The sequence below is a fragment of the Fervidobacterium islandicum genome (assembly GCF_000767275.3).
Lineage (GTDB): Bacteria > Thermotogota > Thermotogae > Thermotogales > Fervidobacteriaceae > Fervidobacterium > Fervidobacterium islandicum.
Genome location: NZ_CP014334.2, coordinates 2118039 through 2132750, shown reverse-complemented (window position 1 = coordinate 2132750; position 14712 = coordinate 2118039). Strand labels below are relative to the sequence as shown.

The window sequence follows — 14712 nt, the reverse complement described above, 5'->3', positions numbered from 1 at the left end:
TTTTCAGCCCGCTTTTTATATTGTTATTTACTTTTGGAATCTTTCGTATATTTGTTCGACGTTTCTAAGGTAGTAATCCGGTCTGAACAGTTCTTCAAACTTCTCGTCGCTGATGAGCTGATTGATCCTTGTATCTGAACGCAATTTTTCTTTGAACGATTCCCCAGTTTCCCAACATTGCAAAGCGTACTTTTGGACAAGGATGTAAGCTTCCTCCCTGCTCATGCCTGCTTCTACAAGTGCAAGGAGAACCCTTTGGGAATAAACCAAACCGTGTGTCAGGTCTATGTTTTTCTTAACCCTCTCTTCAAAGACTTTCAAATTCTCAATCAAATATCTTGTTTTCTCAAGCATGTAATACATCGTCATCGTCGAATCTGGCAGTACGTACCGCTCGGCAGATGAATGCGATATGTCCCTTTCATGCCACAGCGCCATGTTTTCGAATGCAACCTGAGCGTAGCTTCTCATGAGTCTTGCCATACCGGTTAGTCGCTCGCAGAGAATGGGATTTTTCTTGTGCGGCATTGCAGAGGAACCTCTTTGTCCTTCCTTAAAAGGTTCCATTGCTTCAAGTACCTCTGTGCGTTGTAGGTGCCTTATCTCTATTGCTATTCGTTCTATCAAACCTGCAATCAAAGCAAATATAGAAATCAGGTGTGCTATGTAATCTCTCGATATGACTTGTGTTGCAACAGGTGTTGGTTTTAGTCCGAGTTTTTGAAGTGCTATTTTTTCAACTTCTGGTGAAATATTTGCGTAATTACCAACCGCACCGCTCAGTTTACCGACGGCTATTTCCTCACGCACGGCTTTGAGTCTCTCAATATTCCTTAGAAGTTCTGCATACCAAGAAAGAAATTTCAATCCAAATGACGTAGGTTCGGCATGTATCCCGTGCGTTCTGCCAATCGTTGGAAGTGATTTGTATCGAAGAGCTTTTTCGTACAAAACATCACTTAGCCTGAGCATCGATTCTATAATGACATCCGTTGCACGCACAAGGGCAAGTGAATTGGCTGTATCCACCACATCAGAAGAGGTCAAACCGTAATGAAAGTATCTTGCCTCATCACCCATATTTTTTGTTACAGACTTTATGAAAGCGATAACATCATGATCAACTATCTGTTCAATAGCTAAGATATCGTCAACATCTATGACGGCTTTATCTTTTATCTTCTCAGCTGTCCCTCTTGGTGCGATCCCGACCTCTTCGTAAGCCTCAACTACAGCAAGTTCTACTTCCAACCATCTTTCGTACTGTGCTTTGAGTGTCCAAAGGCTTTTCAATGGTTCAAGTGCGTACCTTTCTACCATCTTTTCTACACCCCCCACTGCGGTGGATCAACTACCAACTGCTGCCCACCATTTTTCTTTCCTCTAACAACCACCAATTTCGCCTCTTTTTCTGGTGTGCCGTGTAAAAAGCACATTCTTTGTACAGTAAGATTGGAACTGTCCAAGTACTCCAAGACGGTAAGTAATATACTCGGTGAGAAAACGAATACAAATGTCCCACGGTTTCTCAACAAGTACGAAGCGCCTTGAATGAAAGAGTTTATGGTTTCTAAATCCGCTGCCCTACTCAAGCGACGCACTTGATATGGACTTTCTTTCCCTCTGCCTGCAACGTGAAACGGGAAGTTTGACACAATCATATCGAAGGTTTCTGGTTTATAATAGTCTCTAACGTCTTTAACGTCCAAGTTTTTGAAACTCACTTTGTCTTCAAGCCCGTTTAACTTTGCCCCCTGCTGAGCAAGTTCAACAAGTTCACTCTGGATTTCAATCCCTTCAACACTAAGATTATACAATTTAGCTAATGCAAATGCAACTACACCGGTCCCACTACCAAGTTCAGCAACGGTTCTTATATCACTCGTTGGTTTTGAATACCAAACTAAAAAAGCCGACGCGTGCGTCGGCTTATGATATGGTGTATCGATTGTTTTTATTACTCTCAAAATGTCAGGTGAAAACCTTTCAAGATGCATTTCACCACTTACCTCTCGTGCGAACAGCGAATATCATCCACCGACAAAATCGACAAGTGATTTTTGTATGGCCATGGCTGCCGATTTTAATGAAGCTTCAAGAACCGCCTGCTGCATGCTCAAATCAGTTAAAATTTTCGTTAAATCTGCATCCTGCTCTTTTGAAAGGTATTCTGTGTTGAAGAGTTTCAAATCTTCAATCCTTGAGGCAACCATCTCTGCCATGCGAGAGGTTGCACCAACAGATGCGAAGTGCTCCATCACGGAACGTTCCAAAATCCCGATCTCTTTTAACGATATTTCAGAGAGCTTCTTTTCATTTCCTTCGTACAGTGCATTTATCGCATCATCAATTGTTGAAAATACCGTTTTACCATTTTCCAATGTGAAAACGTCATAGACGGTAACACCGTAAGTGATGGTGTAACCTAATGCGTTGATTTTCCTTCTCACGTTAGCTTCCATTGGTGTCTGTATGTTGCCGTTTTCATCCACAGGTCTTAATTCTGATCTCGCACCTCCGAAAATATATTCATCTCCGACCTTAGTATTTGCAATTTCAATAAGGTGCTCCTTTAATGCCTTAAGTTCAGCAGCTATTGAATTCCTCTCATCAACGGTATTTGTTCCATTTGCACCACGGACCATCAATTCTCGAACTCGGTGGTACAAATCCGAGAGCTCCTGGAGCGTGGTATCGTACGATTGAACGAAGTTATTGACATGGTCAACGTTCCTTTTGAATTGCTCGAGTTCTCTCAACCTACTTGATATGTTAGAAGACCTCGTAGCGATGACAGCGTCATCACTTGGATACTGAACTTCTTTTCCAGAAGAGAGTTTGTCGTGCATTCTAGCAATTCTGTACAAACTCTGCTGTATGTTGAAAAGGGTTCTTTCGTTTATCATGTTGTTCGTAATTCTCATCACAAATCACCCCTTAGATTATTCAAACTCCTAATTAGACTATCTTCCCACCATACCCAATCTGTCTATAACTCTTGAGATCATGTCATCTACAGCGGTCATTACTCTTGCGGCTGCATTGAAAGCTTGCTGGTATTTTATCATATTCGCCATCTCCTCGTCCAAAGAGACACCTTTCACTCTTTCTCGTTCTCCATCGATCTCTTTTTTCATCAAGTCCGTGTTACTTTTTATCTTCATCGCCGTTTCACTCTCAACACCGAGTTCGGCCACAACACTACCAAGATATTCATTGAATGATTCAAGTCCATCGTTAAGGACTTTTTTATTTCTCAAAGCCGAAAGTAGCTCTACTATGCCTGTATTCGCACGACCGGATGGTTTGAAGACCTTTGCATCCCAGTTCGGGTTCTCCTCAGTGTATCCAATATCCACAGCCAACGTTTCTGGATTGCTTCTTATCGTCGAGTTGACTGCGAATTTCTCAACAAATCGATATGGGTCTTTCGGAATTCCCTTGTCTATGAATAATGCATCAGCTTTAATGTACCTCATCCTCTGGTCTTTCGGTGGCTCGAAAGGATTGAGGAACACAAATCCTTCATCCCAATCGTTCAAAGGGTTACCGTCTGGGTCTATAAATCCAAGAGCAGTCCACAGAGCTTCTGGACCTTGGATTACTTTCTTAAGCTCGAAATCAAGCGACCTTGAACCACGCAAAACAAACTTGCCGTGCGGTGTGACTTCAGCTATGATACCAGTATTGGCATCATTTATCATCTTGGCTAAATCTCTCAAAGTTGTCTTCGTGGGATCAATTCTTATCTCCGTGGCACCGATTCTAATAGAGAATGCCTGACTTCTACCGAGTATGTTTTCAAGCGTTTCGCGACCTGTATCGAGTGCCTTATACGTTTCAACACGGATGTTCGCCTGTGTGAATAATCCACCAGAATCCGATAGTTTTATGTTCTTCAAGTTGAATTCGTTCACCTTCGTGGGAATTACGAGTAATTTATCATCGTGAACAAAGGCCTTTATATCTGTTCCAAAGTGAGTGTTAAGCTGGGTTGCCAAGTCCTCGAGTGTTGTTGTTTCGGTGACATTCAAAATCTCTTCCTTCCCATTGATAGCGATCTTATAACTTCCTGCTTTGACTTTGAAATCCTTTCTATCAACAACAAAGACATCCACGTTTTTCGTCGCAAATCCCATTGTATTGAACATATTACCGTTGAAGTCAAGCGCAAGTGTATTTCTAAGATTTTGCGAAGATTCAAAGTAAAGCCTATAACCCCCATCACCGTGGGCACCAACTTTCAAATCAAACCACCTATCGGTAATTGTCGAGAGTGTATTTTGAAAGTCTTCGACCTTGTCGTATGGGTTAACTCGCGCGGCAAAGATTTTCTCTGTTCCGTCAAAAAACACTATCGCACCCTTTTCTATGAACGGTTTTGTCGTAATATCGGCGAAATCTTTTCTATCGTTCATGCCAGAGATGAAATTGATAGGTCCATTCTCAACACGTTTGGCACCAGCCAACCGGTAAAGTTTGGAGTCCTCTATCCTTTCTGCAGAAATATCGTTGAAGAATTTTAAGCCAGTTACACTCCCGTCACTGTTGAAGCCATCTTGATGTATCAGGTTGAATTCATCCGTAAGTGACAACACGAATTCGTCAAGCCTGTTCATGTATTTTACAAGTATTTCATCACGCAGATCGAAAAGGCTCTTCAGCTTTCCGTCGTTAAACACCAATTTTGAATTTCCGGCGAATACCTCCTTGAAACCTTTTCCGTACGGTCTTTCGAGTGCACGCAATTCAACTACATCTTGACCAGTCAAAACTATCTGGTTACCAATTCTGAGAGTAATCTGACCTGCGTTATCCTCGTAGTAATAAATATCGGAAAGGTTAGACAACTCATCTAAGATTCTATCTCGCTCATCGAGTAGATCGTTAGGTGTGTACCTCAAGCTTACAGCTGTTCTCACCTTTGCGTTTATATCAGCGAGCCTTTTAACCATTGCGTTTATCTGCTGAGTGCGTTGTGCTATTTCGTTGTCCAAATCAACGCGCAGTTGTTCTAAACGCATGTAGAGGTCTTGCACGTGCTGGACTAATTGCTCTGCCCTGCTCACAAGTCCGCGCTTTGCTGCTGTGTTTGTTGGATCAGTGATAACTTCTTCGATTCCTGACCAAAGTGAATCATACAGATACCTAATACCGGCTTCGGAAGGTTCTGCTAAGAGTTGTTCAACGAAGTGGAGGTTTGAAGTTACTGTGTCCCAGTAGTTGTATTTGTTGTTCGTTTGACGAAACTGTATATCAAGAAAAGCATCTCTTACTCGCTTTATATCACGAACGTAAACGCCCGTTCCGATTTGAAGGGGTATTGATGGTTGCGTTAGCGAACTCGCCGGTATAGGTGGCATAGTGAGAAGTTCCGGCCTTTGCCTTGAAAAGCCGGGCGTATTTGCGTTGGCTATATTGTGTGCAACCACGTTCATTGCCAATTTACTCGCATAAATACCAAGCAATCCGGTGTTCAGTGTCCCAAATAGGCTGATGTCTGGCAAGTCTCATCACTCCCTCTATTGGCTGAGGAAACAGTTACTTCAAACTATCGTACCTGGGAGCGTTGTAGTTTGAACTGTAAGAAGAAACCCCATGTCTGTTTTGGTTAAACGAATAATTTGGGGAAGGGTTAATACCTCTGACAAGATTGTTGAGAAACTCGAAGTAGTGATTCTCAAATTCGAATATTTGCCTTATGCTTTCGATAACAATTGTTAGTTCGTTGAGTTTCTCAACAATCTCAGCAGCAAGGTAGGCTACCTGTGGAGTGTTTTCATCTGTCGACCTATTGATGTAATCTTTTATATTGTGGTACCCCATTTCTTTCAAAATAATATCCCTTTCGTCTTCTAATCTCGAAACTTCCAAGGAAAGTTCCTCAATTGCAACTGCATATTTTGAGAGCATATCTGTCTGCCTGTTTAAAACAGCACTTTCAAGCCCTCTAAAGGCTTGAATCATACTTTCAAAAACCCGGACTTCGCTTTTCAAGTTTTCCATTAGCAACATCTTACCCCTCCAATATCTTCTTAGCTATCTTTTCCGGATCAACCTTAAAGGTCCCGTTTTCAATGGCCTGCTTGATACTATTAACGAGTTCTACTCTGATCTCAGGATAGCTCTTCGCCATCTCGATATACTCGGCCACTTTCCTTCCTTCCTCAACTACGATCGAATCACTTGCACCTTTTCTTACTTCCTTCCCCTTAGATTTTTCTACACCCTTTTCGGTTTTTCCTTTGACCTCCGGAACGTTCTGTGCACTCTGCATTCCCGCTTTGTTGATTTTGTCGATCATACACGTCACCGCCTTTTCAAAACGTTATTAATCTTCCCGAGATAATTATCGGATACATTTGAAGCTTTCTTAAGCACAGTCCTCAGTAATGGTACTTCTCGTTCCTCAAAATTTTAAAACCTCTGAATATCTGCTCTAACAAAAGAATTAAACACATCTCATGTGTAAACGTCATCTTCGAAAATGAAATCTTCTCATTGGCTTTTTTCCTTAGACTTTCATCAATCCCAAGAGGTCCACCTATGACAAAGACTAATTCAGAATCTTTGAGAAAACTTTTGTCCAAATATTGTGCAAACTCTTCACTACTCATCTGTTTTCCCCAAAGGTCGATGAGTGTGTATTTGCGCTCTCTTAGTTTTCTTGAAATGTACTCTGCCTCTTTTGAGAGTATGACCTTTGGGTCTGTGGTGTTAATATCCCCACCGAGTGGAACAAAGCTTATGTCTAATTTTGTAAAACGCGAGATCTTTTCTTCGTAGAACTCTTGAGCTGGTAAAAGATGCTTGGAGATTTTACCTGGAATAATTATCTCTATCTTCATATCGGAGAGTAGAAATAGACACCTCCCACTTCTATTACTTCCCCTGTTTGCTGCAGGTAATCCATAGTCTTTGTGAATAATGTTTCGTCATTTGAGAATATTAGCTCTCTTATGTAGTGCAACTCATCTTCAAAGACGAAAGTCTGTGCCAACACACGCTTGACAAAGTAGGCGAATGTGGATATTTTGAATGTTTCAATATCGCATACAATCTTCGCAGGTGTGGAGTACGATATGTAGTCACTATCATCAAGTCCTTTCAAACACCCGCTCCTTTTTATAGCTTCAACGTAGCTTTTAAACTCGCTTGATGGGACTTTAAATTCACTTGGCAGGAGCTGATTTAAAGCCTTGACACGCCCGTTAACGAACGCTTTGTAAGTCTTTTCTACAAATTCCGAAAGGTGTTCGGGAACCACCGGATATTTTTCAAGCAACGTAGCAAAGAACGCCTTTTTTCTGTTTATTTCATATGTACCTTCTGAAAATTTCAAAACGTTGTCGTTTACCAAAATTTCAACCGCTGCTTTAAGATCGCTTATTGGAATCTTATTCTCTTCTGCGAACTTTGGTAGTGTCTTTTCACTCAACGATTCGTACAGTACCGCATTCAAAATCATCAATTTAACGTTCTTTAATCTTTCGGGTTTCTGAACCTTCCTTTCGTAGACTTCATCAACAAGTTCGTGCATGGTTTGGAAACCGTATTTTGAAGGATTGATGTTAAAAGATGTTAAGAAGCGAGAAAGGTTGTCACGCGTAAATTCTTTGCCGGAACGTTTCAGGAATATCTCCATTTCTTCAGCCAGTCTATCAACGGGATCGGTGAGATTTTCGCTCTTCACAAGGTCCTCGTAAGGTATGAACTTATCGACAGCGGAGACTAACTCGTAACTTGTTGATTTGGTTCTGGCAAGTGCTATGACACGTTTACCATACGATTTAAGTTTATACACCAGTGCGGTAAAATCTGCATCTCCTGTAACAAGGAAGAACGTATCTACAACCTCATTTCTGAGTGCCTGTTCTATACAGTCCACCGAAAGCCTTATATCGTTCCCCTTTTTATTTGGCAAGAACTCTGCCTCCGGCACTTCGACAAGTTCGATGCCGTAGTTATACAAAGCGAATGCAGCCATTTTGTTTTTCGACCACGAACCGTATGCTTTTCCACCTACGATTCTTCCATATTTCTGAGCCTCTTTGTAGACAAGCTGGACATCAACGGGCTGATTTTGGAAATCAAAAAGCAGGAAGATATTAGAAGAGCTTAGAAAACTTGAACCCTCCATATCCTTGCCCCCCTTCATCCCTGAAAAGACGAAGCTCAAAGTTCAAAAGTCTTGCAAAAACAATCCGCACACTCTTTTTCTACAATGAGATTATACACCATTTCCCCAATTGGATTATCGATTCCAGCAAGATAATCCGCAAGATGCAGATGCAGACATTTTATCGTCTTCCAATCCCTGATTCCACCAGTACCAACAGAAGTGAGCACCGATGACCAGTCTGAATCTTCGGGTTTTAAAAGAGCCTGTCGTTTGGATATAACCTGCTTGTGGGCATTTTGAAGTTTTCCGAATAGCTCTGTGTTGTTGCTAAGCAACTCTTCGAATTTTTTGATCCAACCTTTTTCCTCCAACTTAGCAACTTCTTTTCTTAGGTGAGGGCATGTAAGGTAGTGAATTGTGGGGAACGGTTTACCGTCTCTGATGGGGTAGCTGAGGATGACCTGAGGGAAACCACAAGAGCAGCGTTTTTCAACTCCTAAAACGTTGTCAACGCTTCTTTCAAGCTGAGCGTGTATAACTCTTAGATCTTTATCACTAATGCGTTCCACTCGTCCATCACCATTTTTTCAAGAATATTGTATCCTTCAAAAAGATTTGCTTTCTGAACAATGATGCCTGATAGTATAAGCAATCCGTGATCTTTAAGATAGTGCTTTGCATTTTTCAGCATTTCGACGAGAATCTCTGCAATGATGTTTGAAACAATTATATCAAACTTTCCATCAACATTCGAGAATAGATCCGACCACCTTATTTCGATATCTACGTCATTTCTCATCGCATTTTCCTGAGCTACCTCAACGGCAAGTGGGTCGTTGTCGACAGCCAAGACTCTCCCAGCACCAAGCTTTTTTGCAAGTATGCCGAGTATACCACTCCCACAACCAAGGTCAAGAACATCAAAACCTGGTTTCAAATACTTTTTCAGGTACATAGCCGACATCTTGGTTGTCTGATGCAGACCTGTTCCAAAAGCCAACCCCTGTGGTATTTTCAAAACAACAATTCCATTCTTTTCTTCTAAATGGTGCTCATCAGGGTCAACCCAAACACCTTCTATCATTTCAAAAGGCTCCGTTATTATGTTCTTAAACCAGTCTTCTGGTCTCGTCTCTCGGTAACCCACAAACGTTAGGCCAGCGTCCATTAAAGTCTTCTTGACTTCCTCCAATTTTTCCCCATATGGCGAAACAACAGCGAGGAATTTTCCCTCGCTGCTTTCTATCTCGTAATAATCGTATTCACCGTAAAGTATTTCATCGACAACATCTTGCTTCAATTCATCAAAAACAAAGACAACCTCTTTAAATACCTTACTATCTTTGTTCAAATTACTCAGAGAGCACCCTCCTCATAACATAAGTGTTCGTTCTTGGTAGATAGGCTACAGGATCGTTCGCTTCTGAGCCTATTCTAACTTCGAAATGTACATGCGGGCCTGTGGACGTACCTGTGCTTCCGACTCTTCCGATCAAATCGCCCTTTTCTACTCTTAAACCAACAAAAACATTAATTTTCGATAAATGTGCGTAGTAGGTTTCTATTCCACTGCCGTGGTCAATGATTATCAAATTTCCGTATCCAGACTTCCATCCAGCGAATTTAACTACCCCCGACCTTGATGCAAAAACAGGATTTCCCGTATCTGCAGTTATGTCAATCCCCGTGTGGAACATTGTTTTATTGTATATGGGATGGATCCTCCATCCAAACTCCGAAGAAATGCGCCCATAAGCAGGCCAGATGTAATCTGCAAGCTGTGTAAAAGAAGTGTTCACTTTACCAAGCGGTACAAACACTTCTTTACCTGCTGTAACTTTACTACCAATTGAAGGATTGATCGCTAAAATCTCTTCGGGATCAATAAAAAATATCTTCGCCAAATCAGAAAGGGTTAACGTTTTAACAGGCTTATACATCACTCCAGGTACAAATGGTATCTTCAACTTTTGACCAACTTTTAAACTTGATGGTGACACCTCTGGATTCCAGTCAAGAATAACGGGAATAGGAATTCCAAACCCCTTCGATATACTGTAAAGAGTGTCCCCCGACTGAACCTGGTAGTTTATATAAAATGCAAATGTCAATCCAACAATTGATAATATCAAAAACACCAATATTTTTCGCACTTCTACCACCCCTTATTCTGATTGTAACAAAAAAATCCTGTTATATTTTACCATAAAAATTCGTTTTGTCAAAATTGGGTGGCGCTTAATTGTTTTTACCGATTAAGTTCCAAAAATTCTCATTTTTTCCTAATATACGTCAACAATGCCATAATGTCTGCAGGAGTCACACCTGGGATTCGCATAGCTTGTCCAATTGAGAATGGCTTGATTTTTTCTAATTTTTCGCGCGCTTCTGTCGACAAGTTTGGTACTTCTGTAAATTTTATGTTTCCAATTTGTAAATTTTCGTACTCATCAAACACTCTGACCTGCTCCAGCATTGATTTAATGTAACCTTCGTATTTAAGCTGTATCTCTACTTGTGTCAGGACCTCTTTATCGGTAATCGGTTCTGGATCCAACATATGAATATCTTCGTATTTAACCTCAGGTCTTCTGAGCAGCTTTGCAAGTCTTGTACCTTCCGTTAAAGGTGTAGAACCAACTCTTACTAACAAGTCATTGACCTGTCCTGAAGGTGGTACTTTCACATTTTCGAGTCTTTCCAATTGCCTTTGCACTTCTTGCTCAATTTCCAAAACTCTTTCGTAGAAACTCTTTGGAATTAACCCGACTTTGTAACCGTATTTTGCCAATCTGATATGTGCGTTATCGTGCCTGAGAAGTAATCTGTACTCCGCTCTTGATGACAACAATCTGTAGGGCTCATCTGCGCCCTTTGTAACAAGGTCATCGATCATGACACCTATGTAACTTTCCGACCTTCTCAAAATCAGCTGCTCTTCCTCGCGCAGCTTCAATGCTGCGTTGATTCCCGCTATTATCCCCTGACCCGCCGCTTCTTCATAACCACTCGTTCCGTTGATCTGTCCGGCGAAGTAAAGATTCTCAACAAGTTTCGATTCTAATGTGGGATAAAGCTGTGTTGGGTCGATGTAGTCGTATTCAACCGCATAGGCCGGTCTAACGATGACCACATTTTCAAGTCCGGGAATTGTTCTAAGCATTTTGATTTGAGCAGCGTACGGCAGGCTGGTCGATAAGCCATTAAGATAGTACTCTTCCGTATCCTTTCCTTCCGGCTCAACGAACACTTGATGACTTTCACGCTCGAATTTTACCACTTTGTCTTCTATCGAAGGGCAGTACCTTGGCCCTTTCGATTGGATGAGTTTCACTTCACCGTAAAGAGGTGAGAAGATAAGGTAATCTCTTATGATTTTGTGAGTCTCTGGAACGGTATGAGTTAACCAGCACGGATAATCTTTCGGCAGTACTTTTGGTTCGTTAAAGTGCGAGAACGCCCAAGGCACGTCGTCGGTGTCTTGTCTTACCATTTTCGAAAAGTCTATGCTCCTTTTCAAAACACGAGCGGGAGTTCCAGTTTTAAACCTTCCCACCTTGAATCCCAATTTTATCAGTGAGTCCGTCAAGCCATGCGCTGAAAAATCGCCCATTCGACCAGCTTCCATCGTCTCTCTGCCGATAAATATACGTCCCCTTAAAAACGTTCCTGTAGTAACAATAACCGCACGTGCGCGATAATCTATTCCGAATGAGTCCACAACCCCTGAAACTTTACCGTTCTCGACGATGATTTCCCTTACAATTCCATAGCGCAGCAGCAGATTTTCTTGACTTTCCAATTTTCTCTTCATCGTTCTTGAATAACCGTACTTGTCTATCTGTGCCCTCAAAGCTTGAACTGCAGGTCCCTTACTTGTATTGAGCATTCTCACATTTATCATCGTTTCATCGGTGGTTTTCGCCATCTCCCCACCAAGTGCATCTATTTCACGCACAACAATCCCTTTGGCAGATCCACCGATAGCGGGATTACACGATGCCCATCCCACGTTGTCTGGGTTGCCAGTTATGAGCATCGTTTTAAACCCAAGCCTTGCACTTGCCAAAGCAGCCTCGATTCCTGCATGTCCTCCACCTATGACTATGATATCGAACGAATAATCGTCCTCTGGCCTTTCAAAATAACTACCGTAGTCTATCTTCATCTGCTCATTACCTCCTTACCGTTAACAAAGACGGCAACTGGATCTCTTTCCAACGGGTTACCATCGTATAAAGCAAAATCTGCATGGTATCCTATTTCTATTTTTCCACATTTGTATCCACCAATCTTAGAACCTGCTTCTGTATAGTAATAGATCGCATCCTCCCTTGTAAATCCCATCTTCAACGCATGTTCAAGCACGTACTTTGGATCGACAGGTGAAACGGGGGAATCAGTGGAAAATGCCATCAAACATCCAGCCTCGTGCATTTTGACAAACGGATAAGCAAGCTCAAAAGATACGTTGTCTAGTAAGGGAATGTCTTCGAAAAAGAAGTGTGGCTGAACCGATAGGTAGTACCTTTTTAGTTTTGGAAAATCTCTTTCTGAAACAAATTGCAGATGTATCAACCTGTGTCTCAACTTCGTTCTATTTTTTTCAAGCCTTTCTAGAACTTCCGAAAGCGCCCTATCTCCAATCACATGGATGTTCAACTGTATGCCTTTGGCTTCGGCAAACTTCACTATTTCGTCAAAATTGTCGGGTAAGGTATTCATTCCGTAATTTCCAGTATCTTTGTACGGATTGTGCATCCACGCAGTCCTCCCACCAAGCGAACCATCGGCGAACAACTTAATACCACCGATTTTGGAATTGCCATACACTCCAAATTCGTAATTCCAAGGCTCGTAAGTGTAAAGCTTTTCAAACACTCTAAGCTCGCTATTCTGTAACAATTCTTTTAGCACATCAAAACTGACTCCATGAAAGTCATCGGAATGCACCTGCGTGACACCGTGTTTTAAGAATACCCGCTGACCTATTTCAAAAGCCCTTTTAAAGAACTCATCGCCTAAAGAATGCCAAATCTCTTCTATTTCATTCTCATAGATTAAGTTCTCATTATTTGCACTATTTCCCGTCTTTCCAATCTTTTCTTTCATGTAATTGTTTATCCACGCAACATGTCCACACTTTCTTATCAGCACCACAGGTCTTTTTAGTGCGTTTGCCTTATCAAGCAAAGCTTTTTCAGGTAACGTCTCCCAGCCACGAGCAATTACAAAGTTTTCAGAAGAATTACTTGCGCTTGTCAACACATCTGCCAAATTTTCTTTTGCCAGGTCGTGCGTTAGAATCTTCACTCCAGTTCCGATGATGTGAGCATGCGAATCTACCCATCCGGGCATTACAAATAGACCTGTGGCGTCAACCACAGGTCCGTTGTCTGAGTGGGGCACAAATCCACCATTCTCAATGTAAAGGTCCTTCTTCTCAAAAATCCTTCCGTTCCAAACGTAACCATTTTTTACAACCAAATTAACACCTTCTATCGACTCACTTTTTTCAAAATTACGAAAGCATACCAGCCAACTTGACCAATTCCATATCTAATCTCTTCTTTTCTTTCAAAACCTCATCAAGCTTGACGGTTACAATCTTTCCTCCCTGGAGTGCGGTCATGACTCCACTTTCGCCGCGCAGCAAGGCATCAACAGCTGCCACACCCATTCTCGAAGCAAGTAGTCTATCAAACGCAGTCGGTGAACCTCCGCGTTGGATGTGACCAAGTATAGTGATTCTCGTTTCGTATCCAATTCTGTGCTCTAAGTGTCTTGCAACTGTGTACGCACTTGCGGCACCTTCTGCAACAACCACTATACAATTTATCTTTCCTCTTTCCCTCTCTTCGAGCAATTTATTTGCCAACTCTTCGTAATTGACGGGCACCTCTGGGATAATAACCGCCTCTGCGCCTGTTACAAGCCCGCTTACAGTGGCGATATAACCTGAAGACCTACCCATAACCTCGACTATGAATGCCCTTTCATGTGAGCTTGCCGTATCCTTTAACTTTTGTATCGCATCGACAACTGTATTAAGACACGTGTCCACACCGATACTCATGTCTGTCATGGCGATATCGTTGTCTATCGTACCGGGCAGCCCCACAACAGGGACTTTTTGTTCTTCTTCCAAAAACATCGCACCGTGCAGGCTTCCTTCTCCACCAATAACTACAAGTCCTTCAATTCCGTGCTTTTTGAGGATTTTCGCGGCCTCTGCTCTTGTCTCTTTTCTAACGAACTCCGGACATCTGCTCGTTCTCAGGATTGTACCACCTTTTTCCATGATACCACCAACGGAAGCGAAAGTCATAGGCTCTATGTCTTCATCGAGAAGTCCTGCATAACCTCTCTTGATACCGTAAACTTCCAGTCCTGACTTGATACCGTATCGAACAACAGCCCTTATAGCGGCATTCATTCCAGGAGAGTCTCCTCCACTAGTCATCACTGCTATCCTCTTCAACTTAATCGCCTCCCTAAAAAAGTCTTACATTGTCGTTTCAAGACAAGCTGAATTATACCACAAACTTTTGGAATAGTCTACTTATTGCTTTATCAGCGTTTCTTTTAAA

At 41.9% G+C, this 14712-nt stretch carries 14 protein-coding genes; all 14 read right to left on the bottom strand.

What is annotated here, in order from left to right:
• Nucleotides 1-27: 27 nt before the first annotated feature.
• Nucleotides 28-1320 carry an adenylosuccinate lyase gene (gene purB, locus NA23_RS10125; RefSeq protein ID WP_033191645.1) on the bottom strand — a complete coding sequence of 431 codons (1293 nt, stop codon included), beginning with the start codon at nt 1318-1320 and terminating at the stop codon, nt 28-30.
• A gap of 5 nt (nt 1321-1325) precedes the next feature.
• Nucleotides 1326-1997: a tRNA1(Val) (adenine(37)-N6)-methyltransferase gene (locus tag NA23_RS10120; RefSeq protein WP_033191646.1), complete on the bottom strand. Its 672-nt coding sequence runs from the start codon at nt 1995-1997 to the stop codon at nt 1326-1328.
• A 33-nt stretch (nt 1998-2030) separates the two neighbouring features.
• Nucleotides 2031-2924, bottom strand: coding sequence for a flagellar hook-associated protein FlgL (gene flgL / locus NA23_RS10115; RefSeq protein ID WP_033191647.1), 894 nt, complete (start codon nt 2922-2924; stop codon nt 2031-2033).
• A 39-nt stretch (nt 2925-2963) separates the two neighbouring features.
• Nucleotides 2964-5507, bottom strand: coding sequence for a flagellar hook-associated protein FlgK (gene flgK, locus NA23_RS10110; protein ID WP_033191648.1), 2544 nt, complete (start codon nt 5505-5507; stop codon nt 2964-2966).
• 34 nt (nt 5508-5541) lie between these two features.
• The gene (locus NA23_RS10105; RefSeq protein WP_236938379.1) at nt 5542-6015 is read right to left on the bottom strand and encodes a flagellar biosynthesis protein FlgN; all 474 of its coding nucleotides are present in this window, start codon (nt 6013-6015) and stop codon (nt 5542-5544) included.
• Nucleotide 6016: 1 nt separating this feature from the next.
• Nucleotides 6017-6304 (bottom strand): flagellar biosynthesis anti-sigma factor FlgM, encoded by a 288-nt coding sequence (flgM, locus tag NA23_RS10100; RefSeq protein WP_033191649.1) that lies wholly within the window; start codon nt 6302-6304, stop codon nt 6017-6019.
• Between the two features lie 82 nt (nt 6305-6386).
• On the bottom strand, nt 6387-6848 hold the full coding sequence (locus NA23_RS10095) for a 23S rRNA (pseudouridine(1915)-N(3))-methyltransferase RlmH (RefSeq protein WP_033191650.1): 462 nt from the start codon (nt 6846-6848) through the stop codon (nt 6387-6389).
• Entirely contained in the window at nt 6845-8140 is a 1296-nt protein-coding gene (locus NA23_RS10090; protein WP_033191651.1) for an NYN domain-containing protein, read from the bottom strand. Before NA23_RS10090 ends, NA23_RS10095 begins: the two co-directional genes overlap by 4 nt.
• 35 nt (nt 8141-8175) lie before the next feature.
• The gene (locus tag NA23_RS10085; protein WP_033191652.1) at nt 8176-8691 is read right to left on the bottom strand and encodes a DUF501 domain-containing protein; all 516 of its coding nucleotides are present in this window, start codon (nt 8689-8691) and stop codon (nt 8176-8178) included.
• Entirely contained in the window at nt 8664-9473 is an 810-nt protein-coding gene (locus NA23_RS10080; RefSeq protein ID WP_033191653.1) for a 50S ribosomal protein L11 methyltransferase, read from the bottom strand. Before NA23_RS10080 ends, NA23_RS10085 begins: the two co-directional genes overlap by 28 nt.
• A gap of 1 nt (nt 9474) precedes the next feature.
• On the bottom strand, nt 9475-10275 hold the full coding sequence (locus NA23_RS10075; RefSeq protein ID WP_052107138.1) for a LysM peptidoglycan-binding domain-containing M23 family metallopeptidase: 801 nt from the start codon (nt 10273-10275) through the stop codon (nt 9475-9477).
• Between the two features lie 119 nt (nt 10276-10394).
• Nucleotides 10395-12290, bottom strand: a complete 1896-nt coding sequence (gene mnmG / locus NA23_RS10070) for a tRNA uridine-5-carboxymethylaminomethyl(34) synthesis enzyme MnmG (RefSeq protein ID WP_033191654.1) — start codon at nt 12288-12290, stop codon at nt 10395-10397.
• A complete protein-coding gene (locus tag NA23_RS10065) occupies nt 12287-13609 on the bottom strand; it encodes an amidohydrolase (RefSeq protein ID WP_033191655.1) in 1323 nt (440 codons plus the stop codon). Before NA23_RS10065 ends, mnmG begins: the two co-directional genes overlap by 4 nt.
• Before the next feature lie 34 nt (nt 13610-13643).
• On the bottom strand, nt 13644-14603 hold the full coding sequence (gene pfkA / locus NA23_RS10060; protein WP_033191656.1) for a 6-phosphofructokinase: 960 nt from the start codon (nt 14601-14603) through the stop codon (nt 13644-13646).
• Nucleotides 14604-14712 lie beyond the last annotated feature (109 nt).